General features: G+C 52.9%; 17 protein-coding genes. 13 read left to right on the top strand and 4 right to left on the bottom strand.

Features of this window, described 5'->3' with window-relative positions:
- Positions 1–303, top strand: a complete 303-nt coding sequence (locus tag B0W44_RS16795) for a nucleotidyltransferase domain-containing protein (protein ID WP_169835645.1) — start codon at positions 1–3, stop codon at positions 301–303.
- On the opposite strand, the gene B0W44_RS16790 is transcribed toward B0W44_RS16795, so the two are convergent.
- The 3 genes from B0W44_RS16790 to B0W44_RS16780 form a co-directional block, all read right to left on the bottom strand.
- The gene (locus B0W44_RS16790) at positions 287–1,150 is read right to left on the bottom strand and encodes a VOC family protein (RefSeq protein ID WP_077721029.1); all 864 of its coding nucleotides are present in this window, start codon (positions 1,148–1,150) and stop codon (positions 287–289) included. The two genes, B0W44_RS16795 and B0W44_RS16790, sit on opposite strands and share 17 nt — an antisense overlap.
- A gap of 260 nt (positions 1,151–1,410) precedes the next feature.
- On the bottom strand, positions 1,411–1,794 hold the full coding sequence (locus B0W44_RS16785; protein WP_077721028.1) for a helix-turn-helix transcriptional regulator: 384 nt from the start codon (positions 1,792–1,794) through the stop codon (positions 1,411–1,413).
- A gap of 76 nt (positions 1,795–1,870) precedes the next feature.
- The gene (locus B0W44_RS16780; RefSeq protein ID WP_228441296.1) at positions 1,871–2,176 is read right to left on the bottom strand and encodes a helix-turn-helix domain-containing protein; all 306 of its coding nucleotides are present in this window, start codon (positions 2,174–2,176) and stop codon (positions 1,871–1,873) included.
- Between the two features lie 149 nt (positions 2,177–2,325).
- Here B0W44_RS16780 and B0W44_RS16775 point away from each other — a divergent pair, with 149 nt between their 5' ends.
- From B0W44_RS16775 to B0W44_RS16755, 5 genes are read left to right on the top strand one after another with little or no spacing between them, the layout of a single operon-like run.
- Entirely contained in the window at positions 2,326–2,985 is a 660-nt protein-coding gene (locus B0W44_RS16775) for an RraA family protein (protein ID WP_077721027.1), read from the top strand.
- Positions 2,986–3,020: 35 nt separating this feature from the next.
- On the top strand, positions 3,021–4,067 hold the full coding sequence (locus B0W44_RS16770; protein WP_077721026.1) for a TRAP transporter substrate-binding protein: 1,047 nt from the start codon (positions 3,021–3,023) through the stop codon (positions 4,065–4,067).
- A 48-nt stretch (positions 4,068–4,115) separates the two neighbouring features.
- Positions 4,116–4,592, top strand: coding sequence for a TRAP transporter small permease (locus tag B0W44_RS16765; protein ID WP_077721025.1), 477 nt, complete (start codon positions 4,116–4,118; stop codon positions 4,590–4,592).
- Positions 4,593–5,876 (top strand): TRAP transporter large permease, encoded by a 1,284-nt coding sequence (locus tag B0W44_RS16760; RefSeq protein WP_077721024.1) that lies wholly within the window; start codon positions 4,593–4,595, stop codon positions 5,874–5,876.
- A 24-nt stretch (positions 5,877–5,900) separates the two neighbouring features.
- Positions 5,901–6,713 carry a carbon-nitrogen hydrolase family protein gene (locus tag B0W44_RS16755; RefSeq protein ID WP_077721023.1) on the top strand — a complete coding sequence of 271 codons (813 nt, stop codon included), beginning with the start codon at positions 5,901–5,903 and terminating at the stop codon, positions 6,711–6,713.
- Between the two features lie 64 nt (positions 6,714–6,777).
- Here the strand turns inward: B0W44_RS16755 and B0W44_RS16750 are convergent, their stop codons facing one another.
- Positions 6,778–7,650 (bottom strand): D-psicose 3-epimerase, encoded by an 873-nt coding sequence (locus tag B0W44_RS16750; RefSeq protein WP_077721022.1) that lies wholly within the window; start codon positions 7,648–7,650, stop codon positions 6,778–6,780.
- A 194-nt stretch (positions 7,651–7,844) separates the two neighbouring features.
- Here B0W44_RS16750 and B0W44_RS16745 point away from each other — a divergent pair, with 194 nt between their 5' ends.
- The 7 genes from B0W44_RS16745 (at position 7,845) to B0W44_RS16715 (ending at position 15,364) form a co-directional block, all read left to right on the top strand.
- Positions 7,845–8,582: a GntR family transcriptional regulator gene (locus B0W44_RS16745; protein WP_077721021.1), complete on the top strand. Its 738-nt coding sequence runs from the start codon at positions 7,845–7,847 to the stop codon at positions 8,580–8,582.
- A 29-nt stretch (positions 8,583–8,611) separates the two neighbouring features.
- Positions 8,612–10,153, top strand: coding sequence for a xylulokinase (gene xylB, locus B0W44_RS16740; protein WP_077721020.1), 1,542 nt, complete (start codon positions 8,612–8,614; stop codon positions 10,151–10,153).
- Entirely contained in the window at positions 10,144–11,001 is an 858-nt protein-coding gene (locus tag B0W44_RS16735) for a class II fructose-bisphosphate aldolase (RefSeq protein WP_077721019.1), read from the top strand. Before xylB ends, B0W44_RS16735 begins: the two co-directional genes overlap by 10 nt.
- Positions 11,002–11,018: 17 nt before the next feature.
- Entirely contained in the window at positions 11,019–12,503 is a 1,485-nt protein-coding gene (locus B0W44_RS16730) for a xylulokinase (protein ID WP_077721018.1), read from the top strand.
- Positions 12,504–12,536: 33 nt separating this feature from the next.
- Positions 12,537–13,577 (top strand): galactitol-1-phosphate 5-dehydrogenase, encoded by a 1,041-nt coding sequence (locus B0W44_RS16725; protein ID WP_077721017.1) that lies wholly within the window; start codon positions 12,537–12,539, stop codon positions 13,575–13,577.
- A complete protein-coding gene (pfkB, locus tag B0W44_RS16720; protein ID WP_077721016.1) occupies positions 13,574–14,521 on the top strand; it encodes a 1-phosphofructokinase in 948 nt (315 codons plus the stop codon). Before B0W44_RS16725 ends, pfkB begins: the two co-directional genes overlap by 4 nt.
- 66 nt (positions 14,522–14,587) lie before the next feature.
- A complete protein-coding gene (locus B0W44_RS16715) occupies positions 14,588–15,364 on the top strand; it encodes a glucose 1-dehydrogenase (RefSeq protein WP_077721015.1) in 777 nt (258 codons plus the stop codon).
- Positions 15,365–15,375: the final 11 nt, after the last annotated feature.

Here is a 15,375-nt window from a genome sequence, read left to right as displayed (position 1 = left end):
GTGTGGTGCTTTCCTATTAAAAAGGCGATTTTATTTGGTTCTTATGCGAAAGGCACGTTTGATAAAGATAGTGATATGGATCTGGCCATATTCTCCGATTATTTTGAAAAAATGGGTCGTGTGGAAGGGACGGCTTTTTTATTGTTGACTGCAATGGACTACGATGTGGATCTGGAACCAATTGCCTTTACCGCGAAAGAATACATGGAGCCAACAGGATTGGTTCAAGAGATTATCGATACTGGAAAAGACATTCCGATAACAATGGATCGTGTCAAAGGAACAATCACCTCTCCACTTTAAGCCGTATTCTGTTCCCTGAAGGATCTTCTGTGACGTAGTCGTCATCCTCCTTCTTCACACTCATGCCGATACGGTGTAACTGATCGACCGTTTGGCTTCTCCTTTCCTCATCAGGGAACACCAACGTGAACCAATTTAACCCGACGCTGTTTTCAGCCGGTTTCGGTGCCCCGACGCCATTCCAGACGTTGAGACCGAGATGGTGATGATAGCCGTTGGTGGAAGCAAATAAAGCCCCGGGGTATCTTGTCACAATGTTAAATCCCAAGCCATTGACGTAAAAATGTTCGGTTGTCTCCAGGTCAGAAACATGTAAGTGAATATGTCCGATTAACGTCTCCTCCGGCATGCCTGTCCATTCTTCATCGGCCTCTGAAAGCAAATCGTCTGCATCAAGGGCAACGGTGGCCATTTCAACCTTTTCACCATGCCAATTCCATTCGGAGGACGGGCGGTCCCGGGCCACCTCAATGCCATTGCCATCGGGATCGTCAAAATACAGCGCTTCACTCACATAATGATCGGATGCGCCTAATCGGATCTGATGTCCCGTCGTTTGAATAAGATGTTTGAGAAATGTCGCAAGCTCTTTTCTTTCAGGCAGTAACACTGCAAAGTGATACAATCCCGTCGTTCTCCCCGCTTTCGGTACGACATCCTCCGGTTGCTCTAATGTGAGTAAAGCTGTCTTTCCATCTGCTGTCAGAATGGCTTTCCGATTGGTTTGCTTTAATACGCGAAACCCCATGAAATCTTTATAAAAATGAAGGGATCTTTCTAAGTTCGTTACATTCACACTCACTTCACCGACGTAAATTGATGGCTTCTGGAAAAATTTCCTTTCCACAACGATTCTCCTTTTTATTTCAATTGGCTCCGCGTCTCGATCTATATTTCCTCATCTTAATTACCTATTTATACTTAATTACTTTTCATAAGTATAACAGTAAAATGAACTCTTGCCAATGCATGCGATCATGGCATTGGAAAGGTGATCACAACCTTTAATCTTAATAGGCGTTTACATTGAAGGTTTTAGCAATATCACATTGTGATATGGCCAATCCCTGCATAGTTCTTTTTATTTTTTGTACTTTTTTCGCAGTTTCAAAGCCCCCGTACAATCTCTTCTCTTTCATCCTTCGGTGTACCTAATGTATCGTCAAAAAATAAAGATTGATACGGGTCCTCTTTTGTTGTTTCAACAATTCTTCGAAGTAAGTCCTGATCAATGTCAGAATGGTCAGGGTATTGCTCAACCAGTTTTTCTTGATTGTTACACTGTTGTGAAGTGTTATCCGTTCTACCTAAAAGGTAGTCAATGGAGGTATGAAAAAAGTCTGCTATTTTTTTTAACGTTTCGCAGTCTGGTTCTCGCTTACCATTCTCATAATGGCCGTAGGCTTGGCGGGTAATTCCCAATTTGTCGGCCATTTGTTGGTGAGTTAAGTTATGCTGCCGCCTTAACTGGTCTAGTCGGTTAGGAAGCATATGCAATTCTCCCGTGTAACTTACTATTGTTTATAAAAGATGTAAATAAATGGATTACAAACCTATTCCACATACGTTAAATATCGAGTGATTTTAAAAAGTCGTTTAAAAGCTTCCTTTGTTCAGGTGTTAGATTTTTAGTCGTCTCTAAAAGTTGGAGTAAATCAGGTGGCAATTCTTCGGTTTCTGGGGAGAAAAATTCATGAACAGTTACATTTAAAGCTTTACATATTCTATCGAGAGCATCCAATGAAGGTTTACTTGAACCGTTCTCAATTTTGGAAATTTGAGATGGGTCAAGGCCTGTCATCTTGGATAACGTTCTTCCTGAAATTCCTGATATATGACGTAATTCTCTAATCCTTTTTCCGACGTCAATCATCAGCGTCACCAACTTGAATTATATTCATCTTAATGATAACGGAGAAGAGTATTTAGAGTAATTTATGAATTTAATTCAACTTTATTATTGACAAATTGAATTAAAGTCAATACCATATAAAGAAACATATATGAAGGAGGTTCTATCACATGAAACTATTCCCAAGAGTCGAAAGCGATATACCCGAGCGGTTGCGGCAAAGGTTGTTGGAAATAGAGCCGGCTACGATCGGGCACTATTTGCACTTCGGCTTTATGGACCCGAAAATCCAGCCGGTTTTCAGCAATGTGAAGATAGTAGGCTCGGCTTTTACGGTGAAGGCAGTGGCTAACGATTCGGCTATCGTCCACAAAGCGGTCAGTCTTGCAGAAGAAGGGGACGTGCTCGTCATTGACCGGGCAGGGGACCGCCGGCATGCGTGTGTCGGTGAAATGGTGGCTTATGCGGCCAAGGTGAGAAAACTAGCCGGGATTATTATTGACGGGCCGAGTACAGATGTACAGGCGATCCGGGAAATGAATTTCCCTGTCTTTTCCACCGGGCTCTCTGCCGTCACTACGAAGTTGCTCGGTTTGGACGGCGAGATCAATACACCTGTCCAGTGCGGCGGGGTATGTGTCCATCCGGGAGATCTCATATTCGCTGATGACAACGGTATCGTCGTACTCCCGGGTGGGATCAACCTCAATCCGCTCCTCGATCGATGTGAGACGAGCCAGAGGAATGAACCCGGTATGAAACAGAAATTGGATGAAGGGACGCCGCTATCAGCCATTACAGAAGTGGATCGGTTTTTTGAAAACAACTAATAGATGAACATGTGATAAACAAAGGGGAGGAAAACATGGGGAAACGTACATATGTGTTTAGTGCCGTATGGGTGATGGTTTTGTTGATAATAGCCGCTTGCGGCGGAGGGACGTCTGCCTCGCAGGATGACGGCGGCGAGACGGAAAAGGAAACGGCGCAGCCGATTGAATTGAAGTTGGGGACGAAAATGCCGGAGTCGACTCCTGAAGGTGAAGCGTTCCAGTACTTTGCCGACCTGGTGAAAGAAAAGAGTGGCGGCGAACTGCTCGTGCAAGTGTATCCGGCGGAACAGTTGGGGAAAGGCACGACGCAGATCGACAACATGATTTTGGGAACACAAGATATGTATGCGGAAGGGATTACATACTTCCAAGATTACGACAGCCGCACTGAACTTTCGTCTGTCCCGTTTTTGTTCCGGGATTTCGAGCACTACCAAAAGTTTAATACGGGAGAAATCGGTCTCGATATTCAAGAAACGTTGATCGAAAATGGCATGCGCATTCTCAATACAGAGCGAAACTTCGTACGCGGTCCGTACCGCGTCTTGCTGTCAACCAGACCGGTGAAGAGTGTGGACGATTTGCAAGGATTGAAGGTGCGGGCGCCGGAGTCGGCTATATATGTCGACGCTTACAAACATTTGGGAGCGAACCCGACGGTTGTCGCCTGGACGGAGACGTATCTCGCGTTGAAACAAAAGGTCGTGGAAGCCGTGACGTCGCCGATCTCCCTCGTCTGGGGGATGAAGTTCTCGGAAGTGGCTCCGCACGTGACGATAATCGACGAACATCCGCAGGACGTCGTGATCGTGATGAGTGAAAAGAGCTTTCAAAACCTTTCTGAAGAACACCAACAAATCTTGATCGACGCGGCAAACGAGGCAGGGGAGAAGGCGACGGAATTAGTCGAGGAAGCGGCTGAACGTGATTTGGAACGGATGAAAGAAGAGCACGGCATCCAAGTGTATGACATCAATCGGGAAGAATGGGAGAAGAAAATGGAACCGTTTTTCGAGGAATTGGACGAATCGGGACAATTCCCGGAAGGGACAATAGAGCAGGTCAGAAATATTCGATGATGGTGTTTATGTTGATGAAAGGGGGTTGTTGTTCTGAGAAGATGGGTGATGGTCTGTTCGGCAGGGGCTTTTTACGTCGCGTTGCTCTGTCTCGTCCTGCTGATTGTGCTCAATACGGTGGAGATCGTCTCTCGGTATTTCTTTCATTACTCTTTCACCTGGATACAGGAAGTGAGTTTGCTGCTCGTCAGCTGGATGATCTTTCTCGGGTTTGCCCGAGTCGTAGTGGAGAAACAGGATATTGCCATTACCTTTTTTGTGGACAAACTTCCTCAAAAGTATGTAAAGCCGGTTCAATTGTTGAACCATGTGTTGATGTTTGGCGTCTCATTGTACTTGTGTATACGGACAATATCCTTGATCAGCATACAGTTGGATAAAACGACGGAAATTGCCGGTCTCCCTTACACTCTTTACTTGCTTCCGCTGGCGGCCGCGATGTTGATGGTCGTACTCCAGTCGATTGTGGGGGCGATAGAGATCATGCAGCAGTGGAACGCACGGGAGGGACAGAGGAGTGGTTAAATGGTCATTGGTTTAACGCTGTTTGCCGTGTTTATTATTTTGCTCTTTGCCGGTCTCCCTGTTTCCTATTCCATGGCGTTGTCGACATTGGTAGCGCTTCTAATGGGCGATTACTCGACAGAGATTCTGTCGCTGACGGTTGTGGAAGGGGTACAGAGTTATATTTTGTTGGCGGTGCCGTTTTTCATCTTGGCTGGAAATCTGATGAATGCCACCGGGATTACACAGCGCATTTTTGACTTTTCTGCCGCCCTTGTCAGTCACATCCGCGGCGGACTGGCGCAAGTCAACATCGTCGCCAGCATGATTTTTTCTGGCATTTCCGGGACGGCCGTCGGCGATCAGGCGGGGCTTGGGGCGATTGAAATGAAGGCTATGATGGAGAAAGGGTACAGCAGGTCATTCAGTGCGGCGATTACCCTTGCGTCGTCCGTAATCGGCGCCATCATTCCGCCTAGTGTCCCTTTTGTCGTATACGCTTATCTGGCGGAGGTGTCTGTCGCTAAGCTGTTTACAGCAGGGATTGTACCGGGGCTCGTCATTGCCGCATGCTTAATGCTTTATACGTTTATTGTTTCCAAATACGGCTGGGTGACGGTACCGCCTGAAGAGCCTTTTGAGCCGAGGAAAGTATTTCGAACGTTCTTGGACGGGTTTTTTGCCCTGTTGGCGCCTCTCGTGATTTTGGGCGGGATGCTGGGAGGTGTCGTTACGCCGACGGAAGCGGGTCTACTGGCGGTGTTGTACGCGCTCTTTTGTTCACTCATTTACCGTGAGTTCAATTGGCGGACCATCGGCGGGGCGTTTCGCCAGACGGTACTGACGACGGCGGTCATTATGTTTCTCGTCGGGGTCGGAACCTCCATGGGATGGGTTGTTTCCGCCGAACAACTTCCCATCGTGATGTCAAACTTTCTGTTAGGCTTAACAGATAACAAACTGACGATGTTGTTGTTGATCAATCTCTTGCTGCTGTTTCTCGGGAGTTTGATGGAAGGCATTCCGATTAAATTAATCCTGTTGCCGATTTTGCTCCCGATCATCGACAGTCTCGGGATTGACCGCATCCACTTCGGCGTAGTCATGTCGTACAACCTGTTAATTGGGATGGCGACACCGCCGGTAGGGCTGGGGCTTTATGTGATGAGCTCAGTCGGGAAAATCTCTTTCGAAAAGATGGTGAAGGCGATTTTGCCGATTTATATCCCGCTCATCGCGGCGTTGTTGATTCTAACGTATATCCCGGCACTGTCATTGTGGCTTCCGCAATTACTGTTTGATTAATGGTGACGAAGGGGTGTTTTGAATATGAAAGCGTGTGTTGTACAAGTGAACTCACGGGATGACAAAGAAGACAACTTGCAAAAGGTTGGGAGATTGATCGAGCAAGCAGCGGCAGACGGAGCGGAGCTTATTTCTCTACCGGAATATGTCAATTTCCTCGGAGAGGACAGTGAGAAGCGCAGTCAGGCTGAGTCGATCCCCGGACCGACGAGTGAGTTTTTTATGGAGAAGGCAAAAAAACTGGGAATTTATCTGCATTGTGGCAGTATATTGGAAGTAGCTGATGACACGACATCTTACAATACGAGTCTTCTCATCAGTGATGCAGGGGAGATCATCGCAACTTACCGGAAAATGCACCTGTTCGACGTCGACATCGCAGGGCGGGTGGTGACGAAGGAATCGGATACGATTAAACCCGGCCAACAAGTGGTGACGGCAGATACGTCGTTTGGCACCGTCGGACTGAGTATTTGCTACGACTTGCGGTTTCCCGAGCTGTACCGTTCTATGGCTTTGCGTGGTGCCAAACTGTTGTTTGTCCCCGCTGCCTTTACCTTGTATACCGGTATCCATCATTGGGAAGTCTTGCTTCGCGCCCGAGCGATTGAAAATCAGTGTTACGTCTTGGCCGCGGGACAGTTCGGTTCGTATGCACTCGGTCGTACCAGTTTCGGAAGCAGCATGATAGTGGACCCGTGGGGAACCGTCCTTGCCCGTGTGCCGGAGAGGGAAGGGTATGCCATAGCCGAGGTCGATTTTGATTGGCTGGATGGCATCCGGAGGAAGATCCCGTGTCTAGCTCACCGCCAGCCCGCATTGTATAGTGATGTTTGAGGATACATGAGCGATTAGGAAATATTGTGAGCGCCGCTGACGGCGCTCTTACACAATTTCGTTTTCATAACTCCCCAAACGCCTGTTTCACAAACACCAGTGACTCCGCCAGCTCCCGATCCAGTTGCTCCTCTGTCGCATTCCCCGACAGGTCGCGCCAGACTTTGATGTCCTGGCCGACTTGTCCACCGGTTTTGACGAACGGTTCCATGACGACGTAGCCGTCGTAATGAATGTCCTTCAGTGCCTGCCCGATCTCTTTCCAGGGCATCGACCCTTTGCCTGGAACTTTCCGGTTTGCTTCGCCGATGTGCAGGTGGCCGAGGTGATCCCCGGTGTAGCGGATGGCGTCCGCGATGTTATCTTCCTCGATGTTCATGTGGAATGTGTCGAGCATGACCTTCACGTTTGGCTCGTCCACTTCTTTCACGTAGGAGACTGCTTCCTCCGCGTCGTTCAGGAGAAATTGTTCGAACCGGTTGAGCGTTTCGATGAGAAGTGTGATGTCGTACTGCCGTGCGTACTCCGCCAGCTCCTTGACGCTTTCGATGCTGTGCTTCCGTGCCGTCGGTTTGTCGAACGGGTGGCTGTAATCGGCCGGCCAGTACGAGTAGACCGTGCCGCCGACGCGGTCGATGCCGGCCTGATACATCGCGTCCATCACCTTTTTCATGAAAGCGATGCCGTTTCGGCGCACCGTTGCGTCCGATGACGAGACGTCGTATTCCTTCGGCAGACCGATCCCAGCCGTCAGGATCACGTTGTGCTGTTCGGCGAGCTGCTTCAGGCGTTCCAGCTTTTCATCCGGCAGGTTGACGAGGCCCAAGGCCGCCACTTCGAGAATGTCGAACCCTAACTCCTTTACTTTCTGAACGTACTTTTCGAAGTTGACGTTCCACGAGCTTTCCCAGTATGCAAAATAGACGCCGTATTTCATTTGATTGGCCCTCCCGTCCTGTAAGTATCTTTGTCATGATATTGCGATATTATGACTAAATGTTATAATATGAAAGTGGTATCTTTTCGTCAAGTGAGAATATTACGCAAGAGCTGAACGAGGCGATGTGTTCAGGTCAAGATTAAAAGCCTTTTCAAAATTATAATTTATCATACTGTACAAGGTGAAGCGAGATGAATAAATTAGACAAGTCCGTTCCCATTCCGCTTTATTTCCAGTTGAAGGAGCTCATCCTAAAGCAGATAAAGGACGGGACGTATAAAGTAGAGGACCCGATCCCAACAGAGAAGGAATTAAGCGAGATGTACAACATCAGCCGGACGACTGTGCGCCAGGCGATCACTGAGCTGGTTCAGGAGGGGTGGCTGTACCGGGTAAAAAGCAAGGGAACGTTCGTCCGAACCCCGAAAATCTCGCAGAGTTTCACCCAAGCCATCGGCTCATTCAACGACCAGATCCGGGCTTTAGGGATGAATCCGTCGACGGAGGTCCTCGACTTCAAAGTGATCAATGCTCCCGAATCGGTGGCGGAGCAGCTGAAGCTTAAGCAACAGGACAAGGTGATCTACATCCATCGCCGCCGCTTTGCGGATAACGAGCCGATTGTCATGGTGAAGACGTACCTGCCGTACGAGAAATGCCGCTTTGTTTTAAACCATAACCTCGTCAATGGCTCGCTCTACTCGATATTGGGCACGAAACATAAGACGACCATTAGCAAAATCCGCCGCTACATCGAAGCAGTCGAAGCGAACGACTATGACGTGAAAAACTTGGATGTGGCGCCGGGGAGCGCGATCCAGAAGTTTTTGTCCATCGGCTACAATGCCGACGATGAGCCCCTTGAATACTCGCTCGCCCGTTACCGCGGGGACAAGAACCGCTTTGAAATAGTCATCACTGCGAAATAACTGAGATTCAGAAGGAAAGGGGAACCAGCATGGCACAGTACATTTTGGCGCACGACCTCGGAACGTCTGGAAACAAGGCAACGCTGTTCTCGACAGACGGCAAGATGGTCGGAAGCCGCATTGTGTCCTATGATACGCATTACTTCAAGGAGAAATGGGTGGAGCAGAACCCGGAAGACTGGTGGAAGGCTGTCTGCCTCTCGACGAAGCAGCTGATCGGGGAGCTCGGGGTTCACCCAGAAGACATCCAGGTCGTCAGCTTCAGCGGACAGATGATGGGTTGCCTGTGTGTCGACGAGAACGGAAATCCGCTCCGCGATTCCATCATTTGGGCGGACCAACGGGCGACGAAGCAGGTGAAGGATCTCGAAGAGCACCTGACCCAGGAAGAGTTCTACCGGATCGTCGGCCACCGGAACACGCCGTCGTACGGCATCCAGAAGCTCATGTGGATCCGGGACAACGAGCCGGACACGTATGACAGGACGTACAAAGTGTTGAACGCAAAAGACTACATCGTGTTCAAACTGACGGGGAAGTTCGTCACGGACTACTCCGACGGCAACAGCATGGGCTGTTTCGACCTTGAGAACCTGACGTGGTCAGATCGAATTTTGGAGGCGAGCGGCATCGACCCGGTCAAGCTGCCGGATCTGAAGCCGTCAACCTATGTGGCCGGCGGTGTCACCGAAGAAGCGGCCAGGGCGACCGGTATGGCGCCGGGCACGAAAGTCGTCATCGGTGCCGGCGACGGCGTGACGGCGAACATCGGCGCGGGATCGGTGGATGAAGGGAAGACGTACTGCTCCATCGGGACGTCTGCGTGGGTGACGACGACCGCGAAGAAGCCGATCTTCGATCCAGAGATGCGGACGGTCACGTGGGCGCACGCCATTCCGGGCTACTACGCGCCCAACGGCACGATGCAGTATGCCGGCGGGGCTTTCAACTGGATGAAAGAGGCGGTTTGCACGGGTGAGAGGGAAGCGGCCAGGCAGAGTGGAACGTCGGTCTACGACCTGATTAACGAGCAGATCGAACAGGCGCCGCCAGGCTCGAACGGGCTGTTGTTTTTGCCTTATCTGTTAGGCGAACGTGCGCCACGCTGGGATACGGCGTCAAAGGGCTCGTACATCGGCATCACATCTGAGACGACTCGCGCCGACTTGCTTCGGAGTGTCGTGGAAGGAGTCACGTACAACCTCGGCATCATCCTCGACATCCTCCAGCAACACATCGCCATCGACGAGATGATCATTATCGGCGGTGGAGCGAAGAGCCCTGCATGGCGGCAGATCATGGCGGACGTGTTCGGGATGCCGGTGAAAGTTCCGACGATTCTCGACGAAGCCGGCTCGATGGGAGCAGCGATCATCGGCGGGGTTGGGGCTGGTCTCTTCGACGACTTCCACGTCGTCGACCGGTTCATCGAGATCGAACGATCCGAGCAGCACAACCCGGAAAACAAAAGGGTTTACGAAGAGGCCAAGCGGCGGTTCAACGATTTCTACTTCGCCCTCAGACCCGTTTTCGAAAAACACCAGGCGGAAGGGGCGGACGGATGGCTCTAGTGACAAGCAGGCGAATCCTGCAGCACGCGCGGGAGAACGGATATGCGGTGTGCGCGTTCAACGTGGAAAACATGGAAATGATACAGGCTGTCGTCGAGGCGGCAGAGGAGACCGCCTCTCCCGTCATCATCCAGACGTCAGCCAACACTGTGAAGTACGCCCACATGGACTATTACTACGCCATGGTCTGGGCGGCGATGAAACGTGCGACGGTTCCGGTGGCGCTGCACCTCGACCACGGGGACGGGACAGAGCTGGCCCTTCAAGCGATCCGGGCCGGCTACACGTCGGTTATGATCGATGCGTCCAGGTTGCCGTTCGAGGAGAACGTCCGCCAGACGAAGGCAGTCGTCGACGCATGTCGTCCGGTCGGTGTCTCTGTCGAGGCGGAGCTGGGCAATGTCGGTGGCAAGCCGGGCGACCCGGATTACGGGACAGACGGCTACACGAAACCCGAGGAGGCGGAAGAATTCGTCAGGCGCACCGGGGTCGATTCCCTGGCCGTCGCTATCGGAACAGCGCACGGCGTCTACAGGGGAGAGCCGAATCTCGACCTAAAGCTCCTCCGCACGCTGCGGGAGACAGCGGGCGTCCCCCTCGTCCTCCACGGCGCGTCGGGACTGTCGGAGCAAGACGTCCAACGCTGCATCGCGCACGGCATCACAAAAGTCAATTACGCGACAGAACTCCGCATCGCGTTCACCGAGGCGGTGAAAGAGTACTTCACCATTGAGAGCGATTTTGTCGATCCGAAAAAGTTTACCGGCTACGCGCGAGATAAAGTGAAGGGTGTCGCTGTCGAAAAGATGCGCGTGTGTGGCAGTCATGGGAAGGCCAGACTTTTTTGAGAAGTAGAGGGTGACCGATGGAACGTTTACTGTTAGGCATCGATATTGGCACGTCGTCGTGCAAAGTGGCGGTTTTCAAGGAAGACGGGCGTGTCGTCGCCCAGGCTTCCGCCGACTACCCCCTCTATTACCCGAAACCCGGATGGGTGGAGCAAGATCCCGAAGAGTGGTGGGCTTCCGTCTGTCAGGCCATCCGGCAGTGCCTGAAGGACGGGGACGTCGATCCCGGTTTAATTGCTGGTATCGGACTCGCGGGACAAGGGTGGTCGGCTATTCCCGTCGACGTAGAAGGGAACGTTCTCCAACGGACGCCGATCTGGCTCGATACGCGGGCAGCAGACCTTTCCCGCCGCGTATTGGACGAAATTCCGGAAGACACCATTTTTCGAGTGTCCGGCAACTCGTTCTCCCCCACCTATTCGACGCCGAAGGTGCTCTGGTTCAGGGAGAACGTGCCGGATCTCTTCGATCGGACGCACAAGTTCCTGCAAAGCAACGGCTATATCGGGTTCAAGCTCACAGGGAACATGACATCCGACCGGAGTCAGAGCTACGGGTGGCATTTTTACAATCCGGTCACGTTCGAATATGACCGGGACCTGGCGGCGCGCTTCGGCATCCCCATCGAAAAGCTTCCAGACATCGTCCGCTGCCACGACGTCATCGGGACGGTGACGGCGCTCGCGGCGGAGGAAACGGGGCTTAAACCCGGCACGCCGGTCGTGGCGGGAGGGCTCGATGCGGCGTGCGGCACATTGGGTGCCGGTGTCATCCGCCATTACGAGACCCAGTTGCAGGGAGGTCAAGCGGGCGGCGTTAGCATATGCCTGAATGAACCGAAAACTCATCCAAAGCTGATCTTCTCCCCCCACGTCATTCCGGACCGCTACCTGCTGCAAGGCGGGACGGCCGGCGGAGGCGGGGCGCTCCGCTGGTTCCGGGAGGAGTTTGGGGAAGGTGTCAGCTTCGACGAGCTGACGAAGTTAGCCGAGCCGATCCCGGAAGGTTCCGACGGTGTCGTCTTCCTTCCGTATTTGGCCGGGGAGCGCAGCCCGCTCTGGAACCCGAAGGCGAAAGCGGTGTTCTACGGTTTCAGCTTCAAGGAGACAAAGGGACATGCGGTCCGCGCGGTGCTCGAAGGCGTCGTCTTCTCGGTGTACCACAACTTGCTCGTCGCAAAGGAAGCGGGTGTCGACATCGAAAAACTGGATATCCACGCCATGGGCGGCGCTGCGAACAGCGAACTGTGGATCCAGATGTACGCTGACGTCACGGGCTGTCCGATTCAAGTCCCGAGTTCTGACACTGCCACGACGCTGGGGGCGGCTCTGCTCGCCGGCGTCGGGGTCGGCGTGTATGGCGACTTTGAAGAAGCCGTCGACCGGACGGTGACCATCCGCCGTCGGCACGAACCGGACCGAAAGCGGCGGAAGCGGTACGAACCGTCGCTGGAGACGTATCTCAGGCTCTCGAAGTTGTTGAACGAGAACATGTTTGTGTGAGCAGTACCATATTCAACGAAGGAAGGCATCTAGATGAAAGCGGGCGTATTGTACGGAAAGCAGAATCTCGTCTACGAAGAGGTGGAACAACCAGTCCCGGGCCCGGACGACGTCCTCGTCAGGGTCAAGTACACCGGCATCTGCGGATCGGACATTCCCCGGGTGAACGGGGATGCAGCCCACTACTACCCGATCATTTTGGGCCATGAATTTTCTGGAGAAGTCGTGGAAACTGGAGAGAACGTCACGACGCTCCAACCAGGTGATCGCGTGGCAGGTGCCCCGCTCCTCCCGTGTATGGAGTGCGAACAGTGCCAGAATGGAGACTACGCGCTCTGTCCCTACTACAGCTTTGTCGGGTCCAGGCGTTCCGGCAGCTTTGCTGAGTACGTCGTCATTCCGGAAAAAAACGCCGTCAAATTCGATGCGTCGATCCCGTACTGGAAAGGCGCATTCTTTGAACCGATCACTGTCGCCCTCCACGGCATCCGCCGGCTCGACTTCAAGCCCGGAGCGTCGGTTGCCGTACTGGGAGTCGGCAATATTGGTTTCTTTACCATGCAGTGGCTGAAAGTGCTGGGCGCCGGCCATATCACGGTGTTTGACATCAGTGACGAGCGGCTCGAGCTGGCGAAGCGATTCGGAGCAGACGAATGCATCAACACGAAAGTCCTCGATCGGCTGAATGAAGGCGGGAAAGAGCGCAGGTTCGACTTCGTCTACGAGACAGCGGGCAACACGGCGACGATTAAGCTGACATTTGAACTCGTGAAGAAGAAGGGGGCCGTCTGCCTAATCGGGACGCCGACGCGGGAGATCACGTTCTCCGTGGACGAGTGGGAAAAGCTGAACCGGAAAGAATTTACACTGACGGGTTCCTGGATGTCCTACAGCCAAGACTTTCCCGGAGAAGAATGGAAAGAGACGGCGAAGCACATCCGTTCGGGCGACATCCAGATTGACGAATCGCTGCTGTTCAAAATTTTCCCGCTGAGCCGAATCAGAGAGGCGTTCGAACTGTTCCGAACACCAGGAGCTGTCAAAGGGAAGATTCTGATCGACAGCGGAAAGTGAGGAAGACGTACGCGATGATTTTGACGGTCACACTGAATGTAGCACTCGACAAATACTACTACGTTCCGAACTTTTTGCCAGGTAATGTGAACCGGGTCGCGAAGATGATTCCCACTGCCGGCGGCAAAGGGCTAAATGTTGCCCGCGTCGCGCGTACACTGGGGGCTCCTGTCAAGGCGACCGGGATAATCGGCGGCCGTACGGGGGATTTGGTCTGCGATCTCCTTTCAGACGAAGGGATCGAGGCGGAATTCTTGAAGGCGCCGATTGAATCCCGCACGTGTATCAACATCATCGATGCCGCAGGTGAGTCAACTGAAGTGCTGGAAGCCGGTGACGAGATCGGGGAGGAGACGGTCTCTCTCTTTTTTGACCACTTTACCCGGCTCGTGCACGAAGCAGACGTCGTGACTCTGTCAGGGAGCGCCCTTCAAGGGATGCCGGATGACATTTATGCGGAGCTCACGGCAATCGCCCGGGAAGCGGGAAAACCGACTGTCCTTGATACGAGCGGGGAAAAGCTCCTCCGGGGCATTGAGGCGGCCCCGACGGTCATTAAGCCGAACCGGCAGGAGATCGAACAAATCATGGGTGTCGAGGATGCTGCAGCAGATGACTTAATCGACCACTGCACGGCTTACGTCGAAGCCGGGGTGCGGTATGTGGTCGTCTCCCTCGGTGACGAAGGGGCGCTGTTGATGACGCGGGACGGAGCGTGGCAAGGTCGTCCGCCGGGGCTTGAGGTTGTCAACACGGTCGGCTCCGGTGACGCGATGGTCGCAGCGTTAGCCGTCGGGCTGCGAAGCGGTGACGGACCAGAAGAGTTCCTTCGGCAAGGGATCGCTGTGTCTGCGGCGAACACTTTGACGGAATCGACTGGGCACGTCCGTCTGGAAGACGTTGAAAAGATCCGGGGACGAGTCCAAATCACCCCGTTGCGGTAAACAACGGCGATGGGGAGATCCCCGGAGAGTGCACAGAATGTTTGACAGAGAAGGGGGAACACTGAGATGGACATGTTGAAGAAATTGTTTTCACTAGAAGGAAAGACAATCCTCATCACTGGCGGTGCCCAGGGCATTGGCCGTGAAGTGGCCAACCATGTGGCCGCAGTGGGTGCGGATGTCGTCATCTTCGATTTACAGGGCGACAAGGCTGAGCGGGCAGCGAAGGAGATCGCGGCGACTTACGGTCGGCGGACGCATTCCTGCGAGGTCGACGTCACGGACTACGACGGGGTCAAGGCGGCTCTCGAGGCGGCCGTGGAAAAGATGGGTCAGATCGAGCTCCTCTTCAACAACGCCGGCATCGTCATTCAGAAGCCTGTGATCGAGTCGACGCCGGAAGAATGGAACAAAGTGATCGACGTCAACCTGAACGGCGTGTACTACGTGGCGCAGCTGTTCGGGAAGTACTTGATCGAAAACGGGATCAAGGGTTCGATCGTCAACACGGCTTCGATGTCGGGCATCATCGTCAACTATCCCCAACTCCAGGCGTCCTACAACACGTCGAAGGCCGGTGTGACGCATCTGACAAAGTCCCTCGCCTACGAGTGGGCTGAGTACGGTATCCGAGTGAACTGTATCAGTCCGGGTTACATTTTCACCGAGCTGACGTCGTTCGTCCGCGAAGACTGGCGGGCCAAGTGGGCGGAGTGGACGCCGATGAAACGCCTCGGCAAGCCGGAAGAGCTCGCCGGAGCCGTCATCTACCTCCTCTCTGACTCAGCGACGTTCACGACCGGTTGCGAACTCGTCGTCGACGGTGGGTTTACGATTGTGTAGCCCACTGTTAA

The organism is Novibacillus thermophilus (genome assembly GCF_002005165.1).
Taxonomy (GTDB): domain Bacteria; phylum Bacillota; class Bacilli; order Thermoactinomycetales; family Novibacillaceae; genus Novibacillus; species Novibacillus thermophilus.
Note: the sequence above shows the minus strand (reverse complement) of the source record. Positions and strands in the feature narration are given on the sequence as shown.